This is a genomic window from Psychroserpens sp. NJDZ02, from assembly GCF_004843725.1.
Classification (GTDB): Bacteria; Bacteroidota; Bacteroidia; order Flavobacteriales; family Flavobacteriaceae; genus Olleya.
Window position 1 is genome coordinate 1,279,297 of sequence record NZ_CP039451.1, and the last position, 26,134, is coordinate 1,305,430.

Sequence of the window (26,134 nt, forward strand, 5' to 3'; positions counted from 1 at the left end):
TATTTAACCTAACCAAAGCTATACAATCATCAAAAAAACCACATTCTTACTATTGTTCATTACTTGTTTTATTAGTTGTAATCGTCAAAAAAACAACGTAATTGGACTAAACAAAATAGTAAATCAAGATAAAAACCCTTTAGTCACTAAGGTCGTCATAACCGCTCTAGACAGTATCAAGCTAGGTATCAATTTTAAAGCCAACGGAAACTATACGCTTTTAAAGTCCCGCATTAGCGAAGATAAAAGTTACTTTAAATCGCTATACACTACGGATAGCAGGAAAGCACTAGACTCGGCATCAAACTACCTTTATGACAAATTAATTAATGTTTTAACACCACATTGGTATGGTACTACTTGGGATTTTAATGGCTACACCAACACCCCGAATGATGGTTTAATTGCGTGTGGTTATTTTGTATCAACCACTTTAAAGCATTTAGATTTTAAAGTTAACCGCTATAAAATGGCACAACAAGCGGGCCTGCATGAAGCTATTGCGTTACAACCAAAAAGCCAATTAAAGACATACTCTAACCTTACTTTTGACGCTTTAAAAGACAAACTTAATCAAGTCTATAACGACGGGATATACTTTGTTGGACTAGACAATCATGTGGGATATGTTTTAATAAAAGACAAGGAACTTTATTTTTTACATTCTAGTTATTGCGATGATAAGGTGGTCATTGAATTAGCAGAAACCTCGCCCTGTTTTCAATCTAATTTATATGTTTTTGCTGAAATTACTACGAATGCTAATTTAATTAAAAAGTGGATTTTTAGTGAAACATTGGTCATTCCTAAAACATAGCATACTTATGACATTTACTGCTTCACTACTATTAACCTTATGGTTTTAAACGAAGCTAAACCTACAAATAAAAGAGTACGACTAGTATTTGACAGTAAAAAACAGCTTCAAAACCTAAACAATCTCCATCTTCTTCAATAAGAAACTCGCATTCATATTCTGACAAATTCCTTTTTTAAAGGTGTAATCAAAATACAACTCATCAGCAATGATTTGCGCATCAAAATAGTAGTTTTTAACCTCTTTTAAATGGTCTTCAATTTCACATAAACTTAAATCATGTGTCGCAATTATACCAGTTGCATGACTTGCCACTAACTTTTCTACAAACTTGCGTGACCCAATAGCTTTATCCGTACTATTGGTTCCTTTTAAGATTTCATCTAAAATAATAAAGTAATTATCTTTCTTAATAGCGTCTACGATATATTTTAAACGTGTCAACTCCGAAAAGAAGTAACTACTATCATCCGTTAGCGAATCGCTTGTGCGCATGCTTGTAATCAATTTTACAGGACTATAAACCGATGATTTTGCACATACAGGCAATCCAACATTAGCCATAACAATATGTAAAGAGACAGTACGTAAAAAGGTACTTTTACCAGCCATATTAGCGCCTGTAATAATAAAGAACTGCTGATTTTTTATTTCAAAATCATTATCCACACGCTTTTCTGATTTTAACAAGGGATGTCCTAATCCCGTTACGCTTGTGTCACTGTTTTTTTCCACTATTCGAGGATAAACATACTGTTGATGATTAAAACTATAGTTACCTAAACTGTTATAAGCATCAAAAAAGGCTACTACTTCAAACCAATCCTCTACTATATCACTATAGTTTTGCAACCACTGCTCTATCGCATAAGTGTTTTTTATATCTGTTAAAAAATACCCATTCCCAAAAAGCGCCGAAATCAAATTGCTCCTGTTATCTAAAGCATCCATAGCCTTAGATAACTCTCTTAAAATTTGAGAGGCTTTTTTGTCTTTAAGTTGAATTTGAGCTTGTTTCTCCAATAATAATGGAGCAGTAAAAGTTTCATTTTCAATAGCACTTAATAGTACCGCATATTGTCTGAAAGTATCACGCATTTTATCTGTATTGGCAGATAACACATTTATTTTTTTGACGTAACGCCCCGAAATAATCAAACCGACCAACAACCAATACCCAGTCATAGGGATAGGAATTAATTTCGCGATAGCTAAACCAAAAATAATCAGAGTCAAAACTGAAATAATTGAAGGTATAGATTTAAAAAATCGAGGTAAAATAGGTTGGTGTGATTTTAAAAACTCAAGGATGGTTGTGGCTTTAGTCTCCACTTTAATTAGTCCAGCATTTGCTTGAAATTGTTGTCTCCAATCTGCTTTAGAAGCTAATTCTTTAATCGCCTCTTGTCTTAACACGATACCCTCTGTAGCATTTGCCTTTAAACTATTAGCCAAAGCTTGAGAACCATCATCAATAGTTGTTCTGTTTATAAATTGGTAAAAACTACCTCGTCCAAACAAATCAATATCTAACGCATAATTATGGCTTGGATCTTGAAACTGAAGTCCCCCATCACGATCAAAAAAATCGCCAGAATTAATTTTTAATTCCTCTTTATTAATGGTTACTAGTTCTTTTTTCAAATTATACGTCGCCTTGATTGTTGTATATTTTGACAATAAAAAAACAAAACCAATAGCCCCCGCAACTAAAACACCCGCAAATAAAGGCCAGGATCCAAAAGTAAAATAACCACCAATTGCTGTGGCTATAAAAACTAAAAGTCTTGCAATACTTAAAGACGTTAATTGTTTATACAGTTTTGAAACTTCGGCTGCATAATTAGTGATATTAGCACTGTAATAAGAATTAGAATCTGTCATTTATATTATAAATCTAAATTATCAAATTGATTAAATACAGTAATTATAGCTTCTACTGCATCTTTGTAAAACTGTTGATTAATATTTTCAAAATCATCTGTAGGCTCATGATAATCTTCATGGTCCGCAACGCCAAAATAGATAAATGGAATTTCAGCTTTATGAAATGCGGCATGATCACTTGAAAACGTCCAATCTTCTGCTTTGGTTATCCCTTCATGGTCTATTACTAATGCGACACCACCTATAGCTTCAAAATTTTGAAGTGTTGGTTTTAAAATGGGATAGTAACGTGACCCAACAGCAAATAACTGTTTATCCTCACTTCTACTAATCATATCCATATTTAAATTAAGTACTACGTTTCGTTTTTGCACAGCATTATCTTCTACAAAATGATATGCTCCCTTCAAACCTAATTCTTCAGCATCAAATGCCGCTAAAATCACATTATGTTTTGGTGGGTTCTCGGCAAAAGATTCCGCGAAAGCGAACAACGCACTAATACCAGAAGCATCATCATCTGCTCCGTTATAAATTTTCCCGTTTTTAATACCTTCATGATCGTAATGTGCCGATACCACAATGTATGTATCACTCTGTAAAGTCCCTTTAACAACACCTAAAACATTAGCCCCTTCATATTTTTTACTTGTTTCAAAAGAAAAAGGTTGATTGTAACCCGGCACTAGAGGCTTAACCCCTAACTCCGTAAAACGTTTGATAATATAATCCCTTGCTAATTCCGCCCCTTTAGTTCCGGTTCTGCGACCTTCAAAAGCATCAGAAGACAAGGTTTTAACATCTTCTAGTAACGCCGCTGTCGAAAACGAATACTGTCCTAAAGCAACTGTTTTATCGACTTTTTTTGGTGCTTCAGCAGTTTGTGTTTTACAACTAATAAGCGTGGTACTTAGTACCAATAAATATAGAGGGTAGAATCTTTTCATATTAAAAATAACAAGAAGTAAAATTAAGAAAAAAAAACAAGCTTATTGCTCGCGTTTTTATTTATTTAAACCGCACTACTATTGCTTTAATTTAACAAAACACCTGTAATAAAACGATCTATTTAACACGTCGGTTTATAGTCCCTTTTCAACAAAACACATCTTAAAAGCATGCCAATTAACTTAAAGACAACTTAACTTTTCGTCCCGGCAGTGCTTCCCATGCTGGATCGGATTTAGAAAGTCCGTCGGAACTAATAATCCAAATAATAGGCGTACGACTTTTTATATTTGGAGCTAGCGCATGTCCATCTGTAAAATACAATAATACATCTGGTCGATAGGTATTAGAAAATTGAATTGGCGGATTAAAGTTGGTACCTCCACCACCGCCAACAATGGCAGGAAGTATCCCTTTATAAGGATATTGCTCATGTATTTCGGTATCACATAAAACAATTCGGATATCAGGGCTTTGCTTCCAAACAGAATATACTTCTGAAAAAAAACTACTCAAATCATTCTCATCAATACTACCGGACGTATCAATAGCAATTAAAATTTTTTGTTTTTGTTTTATTTTTATACCTGGTAATGTGCCATATCTTCGAGACGGCTTTTTTAACGTCGTTTTTAAATATGTTTTTCTACTATTTTGCATATAAAGACGAAGTACTCTTTTCCAGTTAACAACAGGATTTAATCTTTTTTCAACCTCAGTTAAGTACGAAATTAATTCACCTGGAAGATTACCGAAATCTGTAGTTTTTAATCTTTTTGCACTCATTTGCGCATAAGTATCTAATTTCTCTGCCGTTATCTGCTTTTCAGCACCGCTCTGTTGTTGAAAAGCAGACCAGCCCTTATGCTCTTCTAATAGTGTTGTTTTTTCAAATGTATCTCCTGTACTAGAAGATGTTGTTGAATTTAAAGGATACACCTCTTGTAAACGCTTATAATAATAACCAACAGACTCTTTTATTTTTAAGTTTAAAAAAGGAAAATCATCTAATACTATCGCACGCTCATGCAACTGTGTGCTTTTTAAATATTGATTAACCACAAGGTCAGCCGCAATATGAAATAATTTTGCATTCCCATATTTTTTTATTGCATAAATATGTTTGAATACAATGTGCAGTATTTGATGTTTAATGCAACCAATTTTTAAATCAATAGACAAGGTTTTCCAATAATCTTCATTTACTTCTAAAAGAATACTACCCGTCTCTGTCAAAGTTATACTTGCCGTTTTTATTTTAGGATTACTTTTTCTTAATATATGTGTAAAAAAGTGCCCATAAAAAGGGTCTTGAATGATAAGTTTAATAGTCGTTTTAGAGATGTCTTGTATTATATCCATTTACATTTTTTGTAATAATAACTTACTTAATGCTGGGTCTAATAAAATAGATTTTACTGAGGTTGTTTTGGTTAAATCGCCCAACATAGACAAACGAATATCATTGGGTATAATTTCCATTTTAAGAAACAGTTTTACATTTTCTAATTGTGCTTTAGAACATTTTTTTTCTAATGATTTAAGATATAATGTTAAACGAGTACAAAGTGTAGCAAGAATATCTATTCGGTGTTCTGCTATAACTAATTCGTTAAGATGCGCTTCAACATCTTCAGCGAATTTTTTTGTATTTATAATTTCTTCCGGACTTATTAATTTACTTTGATTTTGCTGTACAAAAGAAATAAAAGCAGCACTGGCATTGGCATCTAAACAAGAATCAGCTAACATCCTTACCAAAGGAAGTTCTTTTTTTAAATCTTTAATACCGGCAATTGAAGTAAAAAATTGAACTAAAGAACGTGGAGTTGTACGCTGACCGGTTACAATTTCTGGATAGGTCAGCACAAAATTAACCCCTCGTTGATCAACACCTTTTTTAAGAGCCCATTCAGCCCAAGCCTGTAAATCAAATTCGGCTGTAATATGAAGCATCCGTGTTAACATAGCATCATCCATAGGGGTCACAGAATAATCACCACCATCAGGATTGGCTGTTAAAATAATATGCCACTGTTCTGGCAACTTCCAACTCGCTAATTCATGATTTTGAAGCAATTGCATGATGCCTCTTAAAATCCGATCATCTGCTCTATTTACATCATCAATTAATAGAATACCTGGTTGATCTACAGTAGGTACCCAAGATGGAGCTACAGTAATCGTTTCATTATCTACAATTTTGGGCATCCCTAATAAATCTCCCATTTCTTCAAATTGGGCAGGTGCAATATAGGTGAATTTATACCCGTGTTCTTTGGCAATACTTTCTACTAATTCTGTTTTTCCTATACCATGTTTCCCCCATATGCATACGGGTGTTTTTTTGCGATTAGAAGCCTTAGCTTGTTTATTTATAGCGAGTGTATGAAGTACAAATTTTTCAATTTCAACAGTATTGGCCTTTGTGCCGTAATATATGTATTGATGTTGGTTGGTTGTCATAATAGTTTACCTGTATTTATTTTCGACTCTTGTAATATTACAATTTGTTGGGAAAAAGTCTTTTTTCTGTTCTTTAATTTCCTCAAACTTATCATCCCATTCCCTAAAAACCATAATTTTACGAAGCTTACTTAACGCTTTTATTTCTTCAGGAACGCGTTCAAATTGTGTCATACTCATTTCTAACACTTCCAAAGTTGGTATTTGTGTTATAACACTCGGAAATGCCTCCAAATATGTAGGCAAACATAAATGTGTTAAGTTTTTAAATTCACGAAAGTTTTCTGGTAAATCTATGCCTTGATCATATAAATCAAGACGCGCTATAGGCAACTGAGAAAACCAATATGGAAAGGCACTCCCTTTATTAAAATGGTTTCTACATATTAATGTTGAAAACCCTTTAAGCTCTTTAAGTTCTTCAGGTATTTTATGCAACGGAGTTATATCTAGTATGCCATTTTTTATGAGCGCTGTTAAAGCTTCCTCCCCTTTTTTCAACTCTTTAGACATTGAATAATACAGGTCTTTACACAATGCAAAGGCAATTTGCATTGTATCCATAACTTGTGTCTCTTTTAAAAAAGCATAAAATGCCTCATTACAAGGATAAATCTCATAATTACTTCCATGATCCCCCCCTAAGAACGTTAATAATTCTTTTGGGGCATTTTTCTTGAACAAGTTTTTAGCTTTCCTATAATACTTTTGGTTATTACTATCTCTATTAAAAAAGATAAAGAGATCCCCCAATAGTCTTTTAGATACCCCATGTGTCTTCATCATTTGTATTGCCAATTCGATATTTTCAGAATTATTACTCAATAACATTTCTGATACATTATCTAAAGCATCTTCATTCTCTTCATTTTTTTTGGACAAAAACTGAACATCTGTTTTATTTAACCATGCTAAAAAATTTTGCTCGGTACTAATTATTGATTTTGATTCCGTTAATTTTACAGTATCCAAGTTTGGTTCATTACATAAAATAACATGTGTTGTTTTGGATGTTATTTTTGTTTCATAGTTTACAGATACATTATCTAAACGATGTGCAATATCATTTAATGATAAAACATCAAACTTCCCTAAGATAGCAATAACAGCGTTTTCTTCAATCCTTTTTAAAGGCAACCACTTATTAAGTAGTTGTTGTGCATTTTTACGTACAGATTCAATACGATAATCTAAAGCGTCATATAACCTACTAATATCGTTTTTGGTAATGCTATCCGTATCGTTTTGTAAAATAAAAAGATAAATTATAGCCTGTTCTTTTGTTATTTTTTTCCATTGAAAATCAAAAAACAACAAACCGATTTCCCGCATAGCGTCAGGTTTGTTATTTTCAAAAAAGATAAAAGTTTTATCTAAATCAAATAATTCCTTTGGCAAATTTGTTAAGGTGTTATCTATTAACCTTAATTCTTTTAAGTTGGTTAACCTCCCTATTTCAGACGGTATCGCTACAGTAGACGCTTGTATCGTTAATTTTTCAAGGTCTACAGTATTAAAAACAGAGCAATCTACAGCTTTACTGTTTTTTATAATTAAATCTTTCATATTTAATAAACATAATTATACAAAGTACCGACCTCACAGTTAGGTAATTGTTTTTTTCCTTCTGCGACCCAATCTTTAGCTTTTAAATCACGACTACCAGAAATCACTAATTTTTTCAGGGACGTCATTTTGGATAAATTTGCATACACATTAAATTGACTTGTAGATATCGTTAACTCTTCTAACGTCTTTATTTTTGCTAAAATACCCGAACAATCATATGGGTTTTCTTCATTAAAACATGTAATATCTAATTTTTTTAAGGATTTTAAATCCCCAAAGCTTTCAGGCAGATTGCTAATGTCATTGGACATTAACCCCAAGTATTCTAAAGCATCTAACTCACCAATATCATTAGGCAGTAAAGTAATAGGGTTTCTATCAAATTTTAATATTCGTAGTTTTTTTAAATTAGAAATACCTTCTGGTATCACTGATATGGCTTGGCTAGAATCTGAATGACCTTTATCAAACGATAAATATTCTATGTTCTCTAATTGATACACTTCTTTCGGGAATTTTTTAAAGGAGCAAGAATTTAAGTCTATTTTAGTAAGATTTTTAAGGTTTGCTATTTCCTTAGGCAATGTTTTAAGACGCGTTTTAACTAAGCAAATGTTTTCTAAACTTACAAGTTTTGTCAAAAACACAGGGAATTCTTTTAATTTAAGGTGCGATAAATCTAACTTAGTAAGCGCCTCTAATTCACCTATTTCCTCAGGCAAGGTTCTTATATCACAATCGTAACCAAAATCTAAAACCCCATCCGCTACCAAAGTATTTAAAACCTTACTTTTTTGTTCTGATGTTCCATTTTCCAGAAGATAATCAACCCCTTTACCACTCAAAACAAAAATAGTATTTGCAAATTCTACTTCATTAAAACCTGCAAGTTTTGGAATCTTTTGTATATACTCTTTTACTTTTTTCTCTGAAGCAGTTTTAAATCCATATTTTTTAGCAAATAGAGTTACTAGTATTTCATCCTCTAACCCCTTTATAAGAGAAAGTATATTTTTCTTATTGTCTTTATCTGAAGAATACTGATAATTTAAAAATAAACACATTGCAAACACATTGGCAGATTGCGTCGCTTCAATCATTTCAATTGCCATGGTTAAGTTGGTGTCATCTGTACTATCTAATAAGGTTTTTATTTGCTGCGTCATCATCTCATTAAGCGCTACAGCAGGCGTGCTTTTTTTAGTATCTTCAGGTCTTATCTGTTTTTCTGTAACCCAACAGACCGTTTTATCTAATAAAGGAATAAGTTTGTCTCCTGGTTTTTCACCAATTAAAATGTGGGTTGTTTTTGCGCTCCATTTTTTAGCTACAGCATACCCCATGTCTTTAACTTCATTTTTTACAGCGGTAATACTTTTATCAAACTTCCCTAAAACCAAAACCTCAGAATTAGCATCCAAATCAACCGTTAGGTCTTGTTTATTAAGTCGTAATAAAACTTTATTTCGAAGCATACTTACCGACGAATTAAGTGCTAATAAAAAGTCTTTAAACGTTGCGTTTTTTTCAACATAAGCATCATTATCTTGTAAAATAGCAAGAAAAACGCCCATGATTCTTTTTTCCATCCTACGTTGTTTCCCTTCTTCAAATAATTTTGTTGCTTCTGTACTAGCGAACCCATTTTTATGCAAAATAATCCTATCTAAACTAGGCATCGTAAAAATTTCTTCTGGCAAGTATTTTATATTTGGGTTTTCAGAAAGTGTTAACTCACTTAGTTTTTTTAGTTCTGCTATTTCAACAGGTAAATGAGTTAAAGTAGTGTCTCTAATTTCTAAAACACATAAGTTAGACAAACTCCCTATTTCGCGATGAATGCTGGTAAGTACTTTAGCATGTTTTATAGTAAGTGTTATTAGATCTGAAAAACGCGCAATGTCTTTAGGTATTTCTTGAAATTTAAAACTACCCAATTGAAAGTATTCTAAATTTTTCAACCTACCTAATGCTACAGGAAACTCTTTTAAAAATTTCAATTCTAAACTCACACAATCTATATCCATCTTTAAAAATTCCTCAGGAAAATCTTGAATTGAATTATTAGTAAGTTTTACCTTTTCTAATTTTTTAAATTTAGTAATGACTGTTGGAAACGTTTTTAATGCACCATCAAAACTGAACTGGGTAACATTAATTGCTTTCTTTAAAACCTCTTCAAAGCCCTTTTCTATTGGCATTTTATAAAATGAAATATCCTCAATCACCTCAGGATGTTCTTGTAGTATTTTACTTTTATAATGATGTAAATAGCGATTTTCAAAACTATACCTTGCCATCAGTTCTTTATAAACTGGTGTTTTTATCAGCTCCTTTAAATCACTATCTACTTTTACTTTATATCTATCAAAACCATAATACAAGGCTTTTTCCAACCAGACATTAGCCTCGTCTAATTGGTTTTGTAACGCATATAAACAACATGTGTTGAAATAGGCTGTACTATGCTCAGGAAACCTTACAATCGCTTTATTTAATACTTTTAAAGCCTCTTCAAACCTATTATTATTGATATATAATACCCCTAAATTATTAAACGCCTTTGTTCCTGAATTTTCAAAAGCAATAGCCTTCAAATAAAAGTCTTCAGCAAGTTTTATATCTTCAGTATGATACAAGGCACCTAGTTTCAAATATGCTTTCCAAAGCGTGCTCTTTACATTTGCTTCTCCAATTGTAATAGCTTCTTTTAAATATTTATAAGCCGCGTCCCTTAAGCCTTGAACCTTTGCAATACTCCCGGCTTTAAAAAGGGCTTTGTAAGTCCCCTTTTTTTCGTAATACAAAAAAGCATTCGCATACTCCCTATTTTGGGTATATAGTTTAGCTAATACATAATAAGACTGCGCTCCTCCTTTTAAAAAGTACTGTTCCGCTGCTATTAAATCATGCTTCTTAAACGCTATTTTACCTGACAAGTGATTAGCCATCATCACTTCTTCGTCTGATAAATTTAAAGCATGTAACTGCTTTGAATACTCCATAGCAGCCATTAGCTCATTTCTTTCAATAAGCTCTTCTATAATTTTAACCCCATTTTCAAAATCTTCAATTTGAGTATTACTATTTTCTACTAGCGTCTTTTCCTCTTTATGCGCTTCTGCTTTATCATCTACAACTATTGGAGTCGTTGACAGTGTAACATCAGCATCAACATACCCTTTTTTTCGCTTTTGCAAGGTTACTTTATCCGCTTCTTTAATACAGGTTTCTGCATCGTCATGTGTTTTAGTTTTAGAAGTCCCTTTGGTTCCCGTTTTTCCATAAGTTACAGTATATGCATTACCTAATACTTCAATGTTCCAAAATTTATTAGACTTATCGTCCTTATATATAAGCGCGTATTTCATGGGTTTATTTTTATAATTTTTTGATGTTGATAAATAATTAAGCTTTAAGTTATCCTATTTAATTATTTTCTAATTCTTCTAATTGGTATTCTATCACTAAATTTTCATTAAGGTATATAGCGACTTTACTATTGCTTTTTAATATTATTTTTAGGTGTGTGCGTCTGTCTTGTAAGTCAATCTTATCTTCGCGATATATACGATAATCAAACGGAAATTTTTGACTAAAAAAAAGAGCTGATGTATTAGAAATAAAAACAAATTCTATTTCGTTTGTGAAAATTGGAAAATATCTGATGTCATTTTCATTCCGTAATGCATTTACATCGTTGTTTTTTTTCATATCAATTCCTAAATCATAGTTATTCTCGTTGTTTCTAAAATTAATATGATGCATTACAGGTGGGTTACCGGTTTCATTGATGACTTCTATTACACAGAGCTCCGATGCATAACCCTCACCAAGTTTATTAGCATTATTAACGGATATAAAAAAAGTAATAATCATTAAAAACAGTAGACTTATGGATACTATATAACCTATTTTATGAATATTGATCTTACTCAAATAACTTACCAAACAAAAACTAACAGTAAATGCAGCAAATACTATAATTGTAGGGGGAATATATTCTGAAAAACGTATGTTATAACCCGCGCCATTTGGAGTTGCGTGACTAATAGACACATATAAGAACGAAATAAAAAAGGCTAAAAGAGCACTAATTATTAATGCTATAGACCAATGTGTAAACCGTATTAACAACCACTGAATACCAGAAGTTAATAGTGTTAAAATTATCAATGCAACAATGGTTATTCTGAGATCTTCACTCATAATTTTAAAATATTTTAAACCAGTTATAAATTTATTTCCTCTGCTAAATTAAAATTTTACAATAATTTATTTCTCCCTGTTTTCCGTGAAAAATTATTTATTGTTGCTAGTAATGAATTACATTGATTTTAATTAGTACAGAATCCAATATATAAGTAGTTTAAAAATGGAAATTTTGAAAGAAAAAGAAGCACCGTTTTTTAAACAAAAAAAATCCGAAGCTTAAGTAGCTTCGGATTTATAATATAATTTTAAAAGATTATTTTATCCTTTTAAACTTGCAGATAAATACTCACGATTCATACGTGCAATATTCTCTAAAGAAATTCCTTTAGGACATTCCACTTCACAAGCGCCAGTATTGGTACAGTTACCAAAACCTTCTTCATCCATTTGCTTAACCATGTTTAACACACGATCTGTAGCTTCAATTTTACCTTGTGGTAATAAGGCAAATTGAGAAACTTTAGCACCAACAAATAACATTGCTGACGAGTTTTTACAAGAGGCGACACAAGCCCCACAACCAATACACGTTGCTGCTGAAAAAGCATCATCTGCATCATGTTTGTTTACTGGTATTGCATTAGCATCGATTGTGTTTCCAGATGTGTTTACAGATATAAATCCTCCAGCATGTTGGATACGATCAAAAGCACCTCTATCAACTACTAAATCTTTTACTACAGGAAACGCTGTTGCTCTAAATGGCTCGATAGTAATTGTATCGCCATCTTTAAACATACGCATGTGTAACTGACAGGTTGTTACACCACGATCAGGTCCATGAGCTTCTCCGTTAATATATAAAGAACACATTCCGCAAATACCCTCACGACAATCGTGATCAAAGGCTACGGGTTCTTCATCGTTATTAATTAGTTGTTCGTTTAAAACATCTAACATTTCAAGGAAAGACATATCTGGTGAGATATCGGTAACTTTATAGTCTACCATTTTCCCTTTATCACTTGCGTTTTTTTGACGCCAAATCTTAAGTGTTAAATTCATCATAGCTCTCCTTATTTATAACTTCTTTGTTTTAATTCGATATCCTTAAACTCTAGTTCCTCTTTATGTAAAACAGCATCACTAGGTTCTCCTTTGTACTCCCAAGCAGACACGTATGCAAAATCTTTATCATTACGTAATGCTTCTCCTTTTTGCTCTCCGTCTAACTCCACAGAATCCTCTCTAAAGTGACCTCCACAAGATTCTTCTCTGTTTAATGCATCTTTAGCAAATAACTCTCCTAACTCTAAGAAATCAGCTACACGACCAGCTTTTGCAAGCTCTTCGTTAAACTCTTCATTAGTTCCAGGCACTTTAACTTCTTTCCAGAATTGATCTCTTAATGCTTTGATTTCAGCAATAGCTTCTGTTAATCCTTTTACATTTCTAGACATCCCTACTTTGTTCCACATGATTTTCCCTAATTTCTTATGGAAATAATCTACAGAATGAGACCCTTTATTAGTTACGAAGAACTCTAGTTTCTCACGTACTTCTTTTTCAGCCTCTTCAAACTCTTTTGTGTCCGTAGAAATTGCTCCCGTACGGATATCGTTAGATAAGTAGTCACCAATAGTATATGGTAATACAAAATAACCATCTGCTAACCCTTGCATTAAAGCAGAAGCCCCAAGTCTATTAGCACCATGGTCAGAGAAATTAGCCTCTCCAATACAGTATAAACCAGGAACGGTTGTCATTAAGTTATAATCTACCCAAACACCACCCATTGTGTAGTGTACCGCTGGATAAATCATCATTGGTGTGTTGTATGGATCTTGATCTACGATCTTCTCATACATTTGAAATAAGTTTCCGTATTTATTTTTGATAACTTCTTGTCCTAACTTTTTAACAAGAACAGCATCATTTTCGTCTAAACCTTTAACGTGAGCAGTTTCTTTACCGTAACGTTGAATTGCAGAAGCAAAATCTAAGAATACAGCTTCTCCAGTTGCATTCACTCCAAAACCAGCATCACAACGCTCTTTTGCTGCACGAGAGGCAACATCACGAGGCACTAAGTTTCCGAATGCAGGATAACGACGCTCTAGGTAGTAATCTCTATCTTCTTCAGCTAATTCTCTAGGTTTTAATGTCCCAGTTTTAATAGCCTCAACATCTTTCATGTGTTTTGGTACCCAAATACGTCCATCATTACGTAAAGACTCAGACATTAACGTTAGTTTAGACTGATGATCTCCAGAAACTGGAATACATGTTGGGTGAATTTGTGTATAACAAGGGTTTGCAAAGTAAGCCCCACGTTTGTGTGCTTTCCATGCTGCTGTTACATTACTTCCCATCGCGTTAGTAGATAAGAAGAAAACGTTACCATAACCACCAGTTCCAAGAACCACAGCGTGAGCTGAATGTCTTTCAATTTCTCCAGTAATTAAGTTACGTGTTATAATACCACGCGCTTTTCCATCAACCTTAACAACGTCTAACATTTCGTGACGGTTGTACATTTTGATTTTACCACGACCAATTTGACGGTTCATAGCAGAATACGCTCCTAATAATAATTGTTGTCCTGTTTGTCCAGCTGCGTAAAAAGTACGTGATACTAATACACCACCAAACGAACGGTTATCCAATAATCCACCATACTCACGTGCAAAAGGAACCCCTTGAGCAACACATTGGTCAATTATATTTGCAGATACCTCAGCCAAACGATACACGTTTGCTTCACGAGAACGGTAATCTCCTCCTTTTACAGTATCATAAAACAATCTGTAAGTTGAGTCACCATCACCTTGGTAATTTTTTGCTGCGTTAATTCCTCCTTGTGCTGCAATTGAATGCGCACGTCTTGGAGAATCTTGAAAGCAAAATGCTTTTACATTATATCCTAGCTCTGCTAAAGTTGCAGCAGCCGATCCACCCGCTAATCCAGTACCAACCACAATAACATCAATGTTACGTTTGTTAGCAGGGTTTACTAAGTCGATATGATTTTTATAATCCGTCCACTTATCTTTAATTGGACCTTGAGGTACTTTTGAATCTAAACTCATAGTAACTATATTTTTTAGTGGTTTAAAAAGTGAAACACTGCAATAAAAATGAATCCTAATGGAATCCCGATTGCATAAATTTTACTAAATCTTTTTAATCCTTTTGTGTATTTGTTATTTGCTCCCACCGACTGAAAAGCCGAATCAAAACCGTGTAATAAGTGTAGTGCTAAGAAGACAAATGCAACGACGTAAAGCACGACTCTCCATAGATCCACAAATTTGTGTTGTAGCTCTTCATAGTATCTAAACCCGCTATCTGCGTTGTTCGGATCTACAAGACCTGACATATCACCAACAATAAATTTGGTATTTAATTCTGGAAACCAGAAATCGTAAAAGTGAAGACAAACGAATGCTAAAATAGCTAATCCGCTCCAAATCATGTTTCTGCTCATCCAAGAAGAATTTGCACCACCATTGTTTTTGGCATAACTGATTTGTCTTGCTTTGTTGTTTTTAATTTCTAAAACAAATCCCATTACAAAGTGAAACACAACTCCGAAAATCAAAACGGGTTGTAATGCATATTGCACTAACGGAAAGGTCCCCATAAAGTGAGACACCTCGTTAAAAGTCTCTGGACTAAATACCGAAAGTATGTTTATTGAAAAATGTTGAAGTAAAAAAAACATTAGAAAGAATGCCGAAAGTGCCATCGCAAACTTTCTTCCTATTGAAGAATTTAAAATTCCGCTCATTATAGTTGAAGTTAATTATTTGTCTCACAAAGATAAGCCACAAGCGATATATTAACAAATTTTAAAACCTATTTATACTATTTAGAATGGGTTTAAGTAACTAGTGTTTACTCGACATTAACACGAATATGATTGACCCACAACTGCGCTCGATCCAGGTTAGCATGCCATTGTTCCAACATAAATTGCTTATCATAAGTTAACACCTCATCAAAAACCAACTCCCCATTCAAAACAACCTTAACAGACCTATTTAAATCAACCATTTCTGGCGAAATATTTATTGAAAACGCACCAATTCGGGACACTTTTACAGTAAACTGATTATCTTCAAAACTGGCCACGATCTTACCTGATGCTCTTGGAAAATCAAAGGCTTTCTGATGGACATCCACTGTTACCACACTATCGTTTTTATCTAATTTTAACCACTTTACAATATCAAAATTAGCTGTTTTATGCCATGCTTTCTCAACAGTAGCCGTGTCTAATTTAGCATCGCTAATCCAATCGAGATTACCATAAGCATTATCATCAAACTCCCATTGAATAGTTTTTGGAAACGGTTGTCTTTTTCGTTGCAACAGATCTTCAAATAGAATATCGTAGGCTGGCTCTGAGTCTTCAAATGCGGGAAACCAATGCGGAAAACCATTATAACGATAATCTTTATAATCGGCTTTTAAATCGGCCATTAGCACATTGAGACTATCATTTGCATTGGGTGGATAATAGTAATCTTGATCCGTAGAAAAATTTATAAAAGACCGCGATAGGACATTTTTAATAAAAGTACCACCTGTAAATACTTTGGGATACGTATTAAACCCATAAAATCCAGCAAAAGCAGTCGGCTGTTTCATCAGGTAAGAAAAAGACCCCGTCGCCCCATTAGAATGCCCCGAAACAAACACTTTATTATCGTCGATATTTAATGCCGATTTCAATTGCTTCACAATTTCGGGCACCATAAAAAAACCCTCATCCTTAAGCATCCAATTAAAGTCTTTATTGCCTTTAGGGAATACCAAAATAACATTGTTAGCATCCGCTCTTTTAGTATATCGACTATTATCATACATTAAATTAAGCTTTGTTTCAAACGCAGACAACTCGTTATACCGTAAGGCGCCATGTAAATAAAACAAGACTGCATATTTCTTACTCGGTGTATATGATTTTGGTAAATGCACAAAATAAGACGTGCTAGCGGTATCATTTATTTTTAGCGCAATAGAATAGTCTTGTTGTTTCTTTGGCAAGTAATTATTAGACGTTTTAAGATGCTGATAAAGCTCGTCACCCTCAAAAACAGCTAAATCTTCATTTTTACTGGTGTTAAAAAACTCTTTCTCTTCTGCCTTCAACCTTTCAAAAAACTGTTCCTTATCATTTAAGGCTGTCTCATATAACGCGATCCATCGACTATCTTCCATTAGATTTTTGTAATCCTCGTCAGCATACTCACCTAAAATATAATCCCAACCCGGAAATCCCATCTCATCTTCCACCAATTTAGCGGTGCGCTCAAGATAACTAAAAGCCTTATCAAACGCTTTAATCTCACTCGCAACAACACTTGCCTCATAAATAGAGTAATCTGTAATACTATCAGGAAACTTAGCAAAGGCCTTTTCATACATTTCTAAAGCGTCTACCTGTTGTAATGAATCCTTATCAACTGACAACTGATAAGCAGCTTCAACCATTGCCGTATAGGATTCTCCAGAAATAACGACCTGTTTCTTACAACTTGTTGTAGTTATAAAAAAAACTAGTATAACAATAGCTAATGGTTTCATAATAGAGGTTTACTATAAAAGAGCAACAATATCTTCCATTGTTACACTTTAGTTATTACTCTACTTCAAACTCCTTTACATCACCATCAATTTTAACCAGGTATTTCCCTTTAGGAATATAATATTTATCATTCTTAGCTTTATTGATATCGATAGCCGTATTCTCTTTCATCAAAGCCTTTCTTCCGTTTTCATTTATAGTTAAATCGTAAGCAATAAAATTAAACCCTTTATCTATAGCTACTGAAAAATGCTGTACCTCCTTATTATTCTCGGACAATATTTTAACCTCTTTTTCACCAGAAGTAGCACTAAACAATGTAATAGTCGTACTTGGCTCAAGTGGCGCCATCCATTTACTCCATGAATTTCCCCAACGCTTATAATACCTAATCGCATCCAAATCAAAAATAGTCATTGGACTACTTACAACCTTTTCAGAGTCAAATTGTTGAAAAGGTAAAACATTGGTTTTATAAATCCCTCTACCGTGCGTCCCCAACAACAAATCGTTAGTATCCGCTTGCATTTTTATATCATGCACAGCCACTGCCGGTAAGTTCTTTGAAAAAGCACTCCATGCGGCACCATTATCAAAACTAACATATGCTCCATTATCCGTTCCTAAATACAAGATGTTTTCTTTGACCTGATCTTCAATAATAACATTTACTGGAGATTTTGGAATATTTGAACTAATAGACGTCCACGTTTGACCATAATCATCACTCTTATACACATAAGTCCCAAAGTCATCAAATCGACACCCATTTAAAGTCGCATACACACGTTCCTTTTTATGTTTTGAAGCCACCACACGTGTCACCCATAAATCGTTAGGTAAATTAGAAGATATAACCTCCCAAGTAGCCCCTTGATTTTTACTCACATGGATTAAACCATCATCACTACCCACATACAACAATCCAAACTCCAACGGCGATTCGCTAATCGTCGCTATGGTACCATAAGCCACGTTTCCTTCTTTTCCGCCTTGTGTTAAGTCGTCACTTATGGCTGTCCAAGTATTACCCTGATCTAAAGAACGCATTAATTTGTTACCTCCTAAATATAAAATATCCTGATTATGACGCGACAAATGGATTGGGGTTTGCCAATTAAAACGGTATGGCTTTTCACCTAATTCATGTTTTGGTTGAATGTAAGTTTGCTCGTCAGTGTCTCTATTCAATCTAAAATAATTCCCAAACTGATAACCCGTATACACGATATCGGTATTTCGATTATCAATCTCGATTTGCATGCCATCGCCACCCATTATACTTTTCCATGGATACGCGCCACTCTGTTCCCAGCTTTTGTCTTCTTTAGCGTCATGCGGACCAACCCAAACACCATTATCTTGCAAACCACCATAGACCTGATATGGTTTTTGATTATCTACATTAATGGCATAAAACTGACCTACTGACGGCGAGTTATTTTTTATCCAATTAGCACCATCATCATAAGTAATATTAACACCACCATCATTTCCATTCACTAAATGCGCAGGATTTTTTGGATTAATCCAAAGGGCGTGGTGATCCGCATGTACATTTTCTGCACTAATAGAGGTAAATGTTTTACCACCATCTTTAGACTTTAAAATAGGCACGCCATACACATAAATAGCATTTTGATCGACTGGAGACACGTGTATGTGCCCAAAATAATACCCATAACTATAATATAAATCATCTAGGTAATCGTCGTGCGTCTTTACCCAAGTTTGTCCACCGTTTGTACTTTTATAAACCTCAGCACCAATCACTGGTGTATCAAACAACATAGAATTGGCATCTTCTAAATAATGCGCCAAATCGGCTGGTTTAACATGACCACCACGCACCATTTGCTTGACATTAGCCGCTCTATATTTTTCCTGAAACCCATTCATTCTTAAAAACCCATTTAGCTTTTTATCTTCAAGGTTTAAAAAATCGGCAGCACTCATGGTTTTAAAATCATCTTTTTGCAATCCTCTTGTCGTGGTTTTATTTCCGCTTGACGGACGCCTAAATTGACTATCGTGTATTGCATAAACAATATTATTATCGTAAACTGCCAATCCAATACGCCCCACACCATTACCTGTAGGAAATCCACTAGCTTCTGTAGACACTTTTACCCATGTATCGCCTGCATCCGTACTTTTATAAATCGCAGAATTATTACCGCTACCATCAAAATTCCACGCTTTTCTATCCTTAGTCCAAGACGTTGCAAATAGGGTATTAAAATCGTTTGACGCTTGTTGCATATCTATTATTCCGCTTGAATCATCAATGTATAATGTTTTAACCCAAGTTTTTCCACCATCTTTAGTTTTGTAAACCCCACGATCTTCCGATTTAGAATATAACGCACCAGTTACACCAACAATCACCTCATTAACATTATTAGGATTAATCAAAATACGACCAATATGTTGCGAATTAGGCAACCCAACAAACTCCCAATTATCACCATTATCATTAGATTTAAGCATCCCAACACCAGCATAAGACGATCGCGAAGCATTATTTTCTCCTGTACCAACCCATAGTGTTCTAGTATTCCAATCGACAGCAAGCGTTCCCACATTTTGAGTTTGAGCACCATCTAAAATAGGCACAAATGTTGTCCCGTTATTTGTGGTATGCCAAACCCCTCCTGATGCGTAACCCACATAAAACTCGGTTGGATTATCAGGATTAACCGCCAAATCCACCACACGACCACTCATAACGGTTGGCCCTATGTTTGTAAAGGGTATATTTTTGACTATCGAGCTAGCTTGTAACTGTGCTTTTTCTGTTAATAACGATTGTTGCGCACTAACGGAACACACAATAAAAAGAGATAAAATAAATCTAAAATTCATAGTTGTCATTTATAAGTTTTGAAGATACTGATAAAAGTAAAAAGGACAAAGTTAATTAGTAAAAGGCGCTACATTTTAAGACGCTTTTATAAGTTATGTATTTTAAAGTTCTTATTTTTGAAGTAGAATTTCAATCCTAATAAGACGCCCACTTTTCTGAAAAAACTTCAGTACCATTTGTGGCAATAAAAAAACATATTTTTCTTATGAAATACCACCAAATAGACGCAGCACTTTTTGTTAAAAATCGTAAAAATTTTGCGGCTCAAATGAAACCAAAAAGCATTGCCTTTTTTAACTCAAATGACATTTACCCAATTAGCGCTGATAGCACACTACCTTTCCAACAACACAGAGATATCTTTTATTTAAGTGGCGTTGATCAAGAAGAAAGCATTTTAGTGCTTTTTCCAGATTGTCCAAATCCTAAAAACCGTGAAGTCTTATTTTTAAAAGAAACAAACGCACATATTGCCGTTTGGGAAGGTGAAAAACTTACCAAAGACGCTGCTTTTGCGACTAGCGGAATTAAAACCGTATACTGGTTACAAGATTTAGAAAAAGTCGTTTTTGAAATGATGACACAAGCAGAAACCGTTTACATCAATACCAACGAGCATTACCGAGCTAATGTAGAAACGGAAACCAGAGAAGACCGTTTTACAAAATGGATAAAAGACAAATATCCTGCGCATAGTGTTGCCAAAAGTAATCCAATATTACAACGTTTACGCTCTGTAAAAGACCAAATAGAATTAGATCTAATCCAAAAAGCATGTGATATTACCGAAAAAGGTTTTAGACGTGTTTTAGGTTTTACAAAACCTGGTGTTATGGAATATAACATTGAAGCCGAATTTATGCACGAGTTTTTAAATAACCGTTCTAAAGGTTTTGCGTATACACCAATTGTAGGTTCTGGAAATAATGCCAACGTATTACATTATATAGAGAATAACCAAGACTGTAAGGCTGGTGATTTAATTTTAATTGACGCTGGAGCGGAATATGCTAATTACGCCAGCGACATGACCCGTACTATTCCTGTGTCCGGTAAATTTAACGACCGACAAAAAGCCGTTTACAATGCGGTTTTAAGAGTGAAAAATGAAGCGACCAAACTACTAGTCCCTGGAACCATTTGGGCAGACTACCATATTGAAGTTGGTAAATTAATGACTAGCGAATTACTAGGTCTTGGTTTACTAGACAAAGCAGACGTTGCTAACGAAAATCCAGATTGGCCAGCTTATAAAAAATATTTTATGCACGGTACCTCTCACCATATGGGATTAGATACGCACGATTACGGTATTTTAACCGAGCCAATGCAAGCCAATAACGTGTTTACAGTAGAACCAGGGATTTATATTCCTGCAGAAGGCTTTGGTATTAGACTAGAAGACGATGTGGTAATCCAAAAATCTGGAGCACCATTTAATTTAATGCGCAATATCCCTATTGAAGTAGAAGAGATTGAGAGCTTAATGAATAAGTAATACTATCTATTATACAAACAGAAAAGCGAGCGTAATAGCTCGCTTTTTTTGTTCTAATTTAAATCATAAGCTTAAAATAAACGACACCTCAGGCAACCATTACTAAACAATTAGCGTCTATTATAAAACAGAGCGTAACGACTGTTTACGCACTACAAATTTAAAAAGACACGCTAATCATGACATTAAACAAACTATTCCATTCGATTTTAATACTAGTATTACTAACAGGTTGTGCAGGATCCAACATAGACAAAGTTTTAAAACAAGGCCATGTGCTTCAAGAAAATTACAAAACAACTATTCCGTTTACCTACGTTAATGGTTGGATTGTTTTAGAAGTACAAATGGACGGTACTCCTTATCATTTTATTTTAGACACAGGCTCATCAAATATAATAACCAAAGAACTTGCTAAAAAACTAGCTGTCAAAGTACTTGGTGCCGAAGAAATAAAGGATGTAAACGACACAGCAAACGCCACCGAATATACAAGAATTGCAAATATAAAGATAGGCGCTGTCGATTTTCAAAACACCATTGCAGGCATCGTTGACCTTAATAAAATAACAGAAATAAGTTGCACCAAAATTGATGGTCTAATCGGTTCCAATTTAATGAGAAAAGCCGTTTGGGATTTTGATTTTGAAAAACAACTAATAACCATAGTTACTGACGAAAGCCAATTAGAGCTCCCTGAAGACACTATAGATTCTAAATTATATATCGGTACCGCAGGAATTCCCTCTATTACTTTAAAAATAAACGGACAAAAGGTACTGAATAACACGGTCGATTTCGGAAATTCAGGCAATAACCTATTGCGAGGCGACTATTTTCAAAAACAAAAAGACGCCAACCTAATAACAAAGCATATAAAAGGAACTACAAAAGCATTTGGTGGCTTTGGTCGTACCGAGAGTAAACCATTTTATCAAGTAAATATTGATGAATTAAAAATTGGTAATCACATTGTTAATAATATACACGCCAATGTAAAAAGTGGCTCTGGTAATAATTTAGGCTTAGCCTTCTTCAAAAACTATAGAGTGATCTTAAACTGGAACAAGAAAAGAATACGGATGATAGAAATTACCAAAGCAGGGCATGATACTTATAAAACCTATGGCTTTTCTACACTTTATGACAATCAAGCTATTTACGTTAACACAATTATAGAAACATCCAGTGCTTCTCAATTTTTAAAGCAAGACGATCAAATACTCAGTATCAATACTTCAAATTATACTAATATTACAGAAGCAGACTATTGCGCTTTCTATCGTGACGGTTTAACTACTGACGAAGACACCTTATCTATTACCGTTTTAAGAGCTAAAAAAGAATTAACGTTTGAATTAGTAAAAACGACATTGCTTTAAAAAAAAGTAATCGCCAAAACTAATCTACACCTCAACACTGTAATAAACCGTAATAAATAAACATAAAAAAATGCATATATTAGCGTAACACTTCAGTTTAAATTTAAGGACGACACTAAAAATTAGACCCATGGAAAAATCAACTATAGTAATCATAGCCATTCTTATTTTCTTTGTATTTACATATCTTTTCTGGACACTAACTAGTGCCTACGCCAAAAAAGAATATGGCAAAAAACTATGGAAACATGGTGCCACAAGATTAGCGTATTGGGAAGCTGCTGTATTATACAGTGCGGGATTAACCTGTATTACGCTGTTTGTTTTAAACTGGGCCTCTGTTTTAACATTCTAAACAATAACAATTAGATTATACCCTTCTAATTGCATCAAAAAATAACATTTTTTAATCCTATTTTTACAAATATTACTTTCAAACCAAAATTAAACCAAAATTATTATGTTTACACCCTCAAAAATACAACACTACTTTCTGTATTGTTTTATAGTCATTACTTCGGTAGCTTGCTCCAAAGATTCCGATGATAGCCCAATACCTCCTAACGAACCAGCTAGTAACACAAACTGCCCGGATGTGGCTAATTATATATTTAACGAACAAAATGCTTTAATTCTAGTCGAGTGTGAAAATACTGTTTTTGCGTCTACTTGGGCGTTAATTAATGACACCTCTAACGCAACAGGAACAGGTTACCTAATTAACGAAGCACAAAACAACACACCTGGTAGTAATTTATCGACTTATAAATTACAAATTAACACCGTAGGAACTTACCAATTTATCTGGCGTTCTGCTGTAAAAGAAGGCACCAACTCGACAGAAGCTAATGACACTTGGTTACGATTTGCTGATGCCAGCGACTTTTATGGACTACAATCAAGCACAGACCATATTGTTTACCCTAAAGGTGTTGGCAAAACACCAAATCCAAATGGTTCATCCATTGATGGTTGGTTTAAAGTCTACAGAAGTGGTACTGATTTAGATTTTAAATGGCAAGCTAAGACTTCAGATAGCGATTCTCACGATATTTATGTTCAATTTGATACGCCAGGCACTTACACCATGGAGCTATCTGGACGCTCAAAAGGGCATGCTATTGACAAATTTTTATTGTTTCAACCTACAGTATATACTCAAAACGAAGCCACTGCACTTGATACGTTTAGCGACATTACATGTCAGTAATTAACTAAAAACTACAATTACTGTATCACAACGATCTATTTTAAACAAAAAAAGCGAGCTAAACAGCTCGCTTTTTTCGCTCTAAACACTAACTAAACATCACAATTAGCATACTTATTAATATGCATTGTCCCTTTTGTTTTTAGTTGGGTGTGCCAACTAAAAGCCTCTTTAAGAATATGTGGTGTTTGACCACCTAAACGATAAGCCTCCTCAAAATAACTTGATAATTGTGCTCTGTAATCGGGATGCACACAATTATTAATAATCAGCCTAGCACGCTCGATAGGCGCTAACCCCCTAACATCCGCTAAACCTTGCTCGGTTACTAAAACATCCACATCATGTTCCGTATGATCGGTATGAGACACCATAGGTACAATATGTGAAATACTACCGCCTTTAGACATGGAAGGACATGCAAAAATGCTCAAATACCCATTTCTAGCAAAATCACCAGAACCACCAATCCCATTCATCATTTTTGTTCCTGTAATATGTGTCGAATTAACGTTACCATAAATATCAAATTCGATTGCCGTATTAATTCCAATAATCCCTAAACGACTAATAACCTCTGCTGCATTACTAATGTTTTGTGGACGTAACACCAATTTACTTTTATACGTTTCAAAATCCTTAAATATTTTATCAGAACACGCTTGAGTAACAGTAATTGACGACGCCGAAGCAAACAACAATTTCCCCGAATCAAAAAGATCAAACGTACTATCCTGAAGCACTTCAGAGTACATCGTCAAATCTTTAAATCGGCTAGTCGCAAAACCAGCCAAAATAGCATTTGCTGTTTTACCAATACCAGCTTGTAAGGGTAATAAAGATTCTGTTAAACGTCCCTCATCGACTTCTTTGCCTAAAAATTCAAGAATATGATTAGATATGGCAGTCGTTTTTTCATCAGGATCAGAAATAACCGCAGGCGCATCTGGTTTATGTGTATAAACAATAGCGACAACCTTATTAGGATCTATTGTTATAAATGGAGCACCAATTCTAGTATCCGATTTAAGCACAGGAATAATATCGCGGTTAGGTTGTTTTTTTAATATTTTAATATCGTGTAATCCTAAAAAACTTTCCGGAAAACTGGTATTAATTTCAATAATAATCTTGTCTGCTTTATCTGTAAATATAGGCGAATTCCCTACAGAGGTTGTTGGCACAATATACCCCTCTTTAGTAATAGACACTGCCTCAATAATAGCCACATCAATTTTAAACGTATCTATATTTTGAAGCATATCCGCCGTCTGCCCCAAATGCTGATCCACATATAACACATCATGGTTATTAATATGTTTTCTTAAAGTAGCATCCGCCTGAAAAGGCATCCGTTTATGTAAAGCTCCATTTTTTGCTAGATTAGCATCCGTATCATACCCTAAAGATGCGCCACTTAACACGGTCACTTTTAAATCTTCATAAAGTGCACGCTCTGCCACCATAGGTAATACAGCCTTACTGTCTCCGGCTTTAGTAAACCCACTAACGCCTAAAATGTCATTGTTTTTAATTAGTAATGCAGCGTTATCAGCGCTTTGTATCTTTTCTATATAAGGGGCATAACCTACTCTTTCCATAATATGACTATTTTATAATTTTAGGGTTAAAAAATTTAGCATTTAATTAAAAACAGCCTTCAAATTGCCTTTTTAATAAAATACCTTGGCAATTTATGCAAGATATTTAATGTCTTTTTATTAAAAAAAGACAATGTTTTAT

The 26,134-nt window shown here is 34.1% G+C and carries 18 protein-coding genes; 5 read left to right on the top strand and 13 right to left on the bottom strand.

The window, feature by feature from the left end:
* Positions 1 to 52: 52 nt before the first annotated feature.
* Positions 53 to 817: a hypothetical protein gene (locus tag E9099_RS05680; protein ID WP_136582728.1), complete on the top strand. Its 765-nt coding sequence runs from the start codon at positions 53 to 55 to the stop codon at positions 815 to 817.
* Between the two features lie 114 nt (positions 818 to 931).
* Here E9099_RS05680 and E9099_RS05685 read toward each other — a convergent pair whose 3' ends face one another.
* From E9099_RS05685 to E9099_RS05740, 12 genes are all read right to left on the bottom strand, one after another.
* Complete coding sequence (locus E9099_RS05685; RefSeq protein ID WP_136582729.1) at positions 932 to 2,701, bottom strand: MutS-related protein; 1,770 nt, start codon at positions 2,699 to 2,701, stop codon at positions 932 to 934.
* Between the two features lie 5 nt (positions 2,702 to 2,706).
* A complete protein-coding gene (locus E9099_RS05690; protein ID WP_136582730.1) occupies positions 2,707 to 3,651 on the bottom strand; it encodes a M28 family peptidase in 945 nt (314 codons plus the stop codon).
* 178 nt (positions 3,652 to 3,829) lie between these two features.
* The gene (locus tag E9099_RS05695) at positions 3,830 to 5,014 is read right to left on the bottom strand and encodes a VWA-like domain-containing protein (protein ID WP_136582731.1); all 1,185 of its coding nucleotides are present in this window, start codon (positions 5,012 to 5,014) and stop codon (positions 3,830 to 3,832) included.
* The gene (locus E9099_RS05700) at positions 5,015 to 6,118 is read right to left on the bottom strand and encodes an AAA family ATPase (RefSeq protein WP_205961022.1); all 1,104 of its coding nucleotides are present in this window, start codon (positions 6,116 to 6,118) and stop codon (positions 5,015 to 5,017) included. It abuts the gene before it with no gap.
* A 6-nt stretch (positions 6,119 to 6,124) separates the two neighbouring features.
* Positions 6,125 to 7,684, bottom strand: coding sequence for a hypothetical protein (locus E9099_RS05705; RefSeq protein ID WP_136582733.1), 1,560 nt, complete (start codon positions 7,682 to 7,684; stop codon positions 6,125 to 6,127).
* 2 nt (positions 7,685 to 7,686) lie between these two features.
* Positions 7,687 to 11,058, bottom strand: coding sequence for a WGR domain-containing protein (locus E9099_RS05710; RefSeq protein WP_136582734.1), 3,372 nt, complete (start codon positions 11,056 to 11,058; stop codon positions 7,687 to 7,689).
* 58 nt (positions 11,059 to 11,116) lie between these two features.
* The gene (locus E9099_RS05715) at positions 11,117 to 11,896 is read right to left on the bottom strand and encodes a hypothetical protein (protein WP_136582735.1); all 780 of its coding nucleotides are present in this window, start codon (positions 11,894 to 11,896) and stop codon (positions 11,117 to 11,119) included.
* Positions 11,897 to 12,160: 264 nt separating this feature from the next.
* Positions 12,161 to 12,907, bottom strand: coding sequence for a succinate dehydrogenase/fumarate reductase iron-sulfur subunit (locus tag E9099_RS05720; RefSeq protein ID WP_101016265.1), 747 nt, complete (start codon positions 12,905 to 12,907; stop codon positions 12,161 to 12,163).
* Between the two features lie 11 nt (positions 12,908 to 12,918).
* A complete protein-coding gene (locus E9099_RS05725) occupies positions 12,919 to 14,931 on the bottom strand; it encodes a fumarate reductase/succinate dehydrogenase flavoprotein subunit (RefSeq protein ID WP_136582736.1) in 2,013 nt (670 codons plus the stop codon).
* 14 nt (positions 14,932 to 14,945) lie between these two features.
* Entirely contained in the window at positions 14,946 to 15,632 is a 687-nt protein-coding gene (locus tag E9099_RS05730; RefSeq protein ID WP_101016260.1) for a succinate dehydrogenase cytochrome b subunit, read from the bottom strand.
* Positions 15,633 to 15,739: 107 nt separating this feature from the next.
* Positions 15,740 to 17,434, bottom strand: coding sequence for an alpha/beta hydrolase-fold protein (locus E9099_RS05735; protein WP_136582737.1), 1,695 nt, complete (start codon positions 17,432 to 17,434; stop codon positions 15,740 to 15,742).
* A 55-nt stretch (positions 17,435 to 17,489) separates the two neighbouring features.
* The gene (locus E9099_RS05740; RefSeq protein WP_410523972.1) at positions 17,490 to 20,309 is read right to left on the bottom strand and encodes a glycosyl hydrolase; all 2,820 of its coding nucleotides are present in this window, start codon (positions 20,307 to 20,309) and stop codon (positions 17,490 to 17,492) included.
* Between the two features lie 197 nt (positions 20,310 to 20,506).
* Between E9099_RS05740 and E9099_RS05745 the strand changes: the two genes are divergently transcribed.
* The 4 genes from E9099_RS05745 to E9099_RS05760 all read left to right on the top strand — a co-directional run bounded on the left by E9099_RS05745 (position 20,507) and on the right by E9099_RS05760 (position 24,391).
* Positions 20,507 to 21,799, top strand: a complete 1,293-nt coding sequence (locus tag E9099_RS05745) for an aminopeptidase P family protein (RefSeq protein ID WP_136582739.1) — start codon at positions 20,507 to 20,509, stop codon at positions 21,797 to 21,799.
* 179 nt (positions 21,800 to 21,978) lie between these two features.
* Positions 21,979 to 23,181: a retropepsin-like aspartic protease gene (locus tag E9099_RS05750; RefSeq protein ID WP_136582740.1), complete on the top strand. Its 1,203-nt coding sequence runs from the start codon at positions 21,979 to 21,981 to the stop codon at positions 23,179 to 23,181.
* Between the two features lie 130 nt (positions 23,182 to 23,311).
* Complete coding sequence (locus tag E9099_RS05755) at positions 23,312 to 23,536, top strand: hypothetical protein (protein ID WP_240788959.1); 225 nt, start codon at positions 23,312 to 23,314, stop codon at positions 23,534 to 23,536.
* A 105-nt stretch (positions 23,537 to 23,641) separates the two neighbouring features.
* Complete coding sequence (locus E9099_RS05760) at positions 23,642 to 24,391, top strand: hypothetical protein (RefSeq protein ID WP_136582741.1); 750 nt, start codon at positions 23,642 to 23,644, stop codon at positions 24,389 to 24,391.
* A gap of 92 nt (positions 24,392 to 24,483) precedes the next feature.
* Here the strand turns inward: E9099_RS05760 and E9099_RS05765 are convergent, their stop codons facing one another.
* The gene (locus E9099_RS05765) at positions 24,484 to 25,992 is read right to left on the bottom strand and encodes a succinate CoA transferase (RefSeq protein WP_136582742.1); all 1,509 of its coding nucleotides are present in this window, start codon (positions 25,990 to 25,992) and stop codon (positions 24,484 to 24,486) included.
* Between the last annotated feature and the right edge of the window lie 142 nt (positions 25,993 to 26,134).

Bases quoted from the DNA above. Each gene is read 5' to 3' on its own strand.
- E9099_RS05685 (WP_136582729.1), bottom strand. From the start codon at position 2,701: ATGACAGATTCTAATTCTTATTACAGTGCTAATATCACTAATTATGCA.
- E9099_RS05690 (WP_136582730.1), bottom strand. From the start codon at position 3,651: ATGAAAAGATTCTACCCTCTATATTTATTGGTACTAAGTACCACGCTT.
- E9099_RS05695 (WP_136582731.1), bottom strand. From the start codon at position 5,014: ATGGATATAATACAAGACATCTCTAAAACGACTATTAAACTTATCATT.
- E9099_RS05700 (WP_205961022.1), bottom strand. From the start codon at position 6,118: ATGACAACCAACCAACATCAATACATATATTACGGCACAAAGGCCAAT.
- E9099_RS05705 (WP_136582733.1), bottom strand. From the start codon at position 7,684: ATGAAAGATTTAATTATAAAAAACAGTAAAGCTGTAGATTGCTCTGTT.
- E9099_RS05710 (WP_136582734.1), bottom strand. From the start codon at position 11,058: ATGAAATACGCGCTTATATATAAGGACGATAAGTCTAATAAATTTTGG.
- E9099_RS05715 (WP_136582735.1), bottom strand. From the start codon at position 11,896: ATGAGTGAAGATCTCAGAATAACCATTGTTGCATTGATAATTTTAACA.
- E9099_RS05720 (WP_101016265.1), bottom strand. From the start codon at position 12,907: ATGAATTTAACACTTAAGATTTGGCGTCAAAAAAACGCAAGTGATAAA.
- E9099_RS05725 (WP_136582736.1), bottom strand. From the start codon at position 14,931: ATGAGTTTAGATTCAAAAGTACCTCAAGGTCCAATTAAAGATAAGTGG.
- E9099_RS05730 (WP_101016260.1), bottom strand. From the start codon at position 15,632: ATGAGCGGAATTTTAAATTCTTCAATAGGAAGAAAGTTTGCGATGGCA.
- E9099_RS05735 (WP_136582737.1), bottom strand. From the start codon at position 17,434: ATGAAACCATTAGCTATTGTTATACTAGTTTTTTTTATAACTACAACA.
- E9099_RS05740 (WP_410523972.1), bottom strand. From the start codon at position 20,309: ATGACAACTATGAATTTTAGATTTATTTTATCTCTTTTTATTGTGTGT.
- E9099_RS05745 (WP_136582739.1), top strand. From the start codon at position 20,507: ATGAAATACCACCAAATAGACGCAGCACTTTTTGTTAAAAATCGTAAA.
- E9099_RS05750 (WP_136582740.1), top strand. From the start codon at position 21,979: ATGACATTAAACAAACTATTCCATTCGATTTTAATACTAGTATTACTA.
- E9099_RS05755 (WP_240788959.1), top strand. From the start codon at position 23,312: ATGGAAAAATCAACTATAGTAATCATAGCCATTCTTATTTTCTTTGTA.
- E9099_RS05760 (WP_136582741.1), top strand. From the start codon at position 23,642: ATGTTTACACCCTCAAAAATACAACACTACTTTCTGTATTGTTTTATA.
- E9099_RS05765 (WP_136582742.1), bottom strand. From the start codon at position 25,992: ATGGAAAGAGTAGGTTATGCCCCTTATATAGAAAAGATACAAAGCGCT.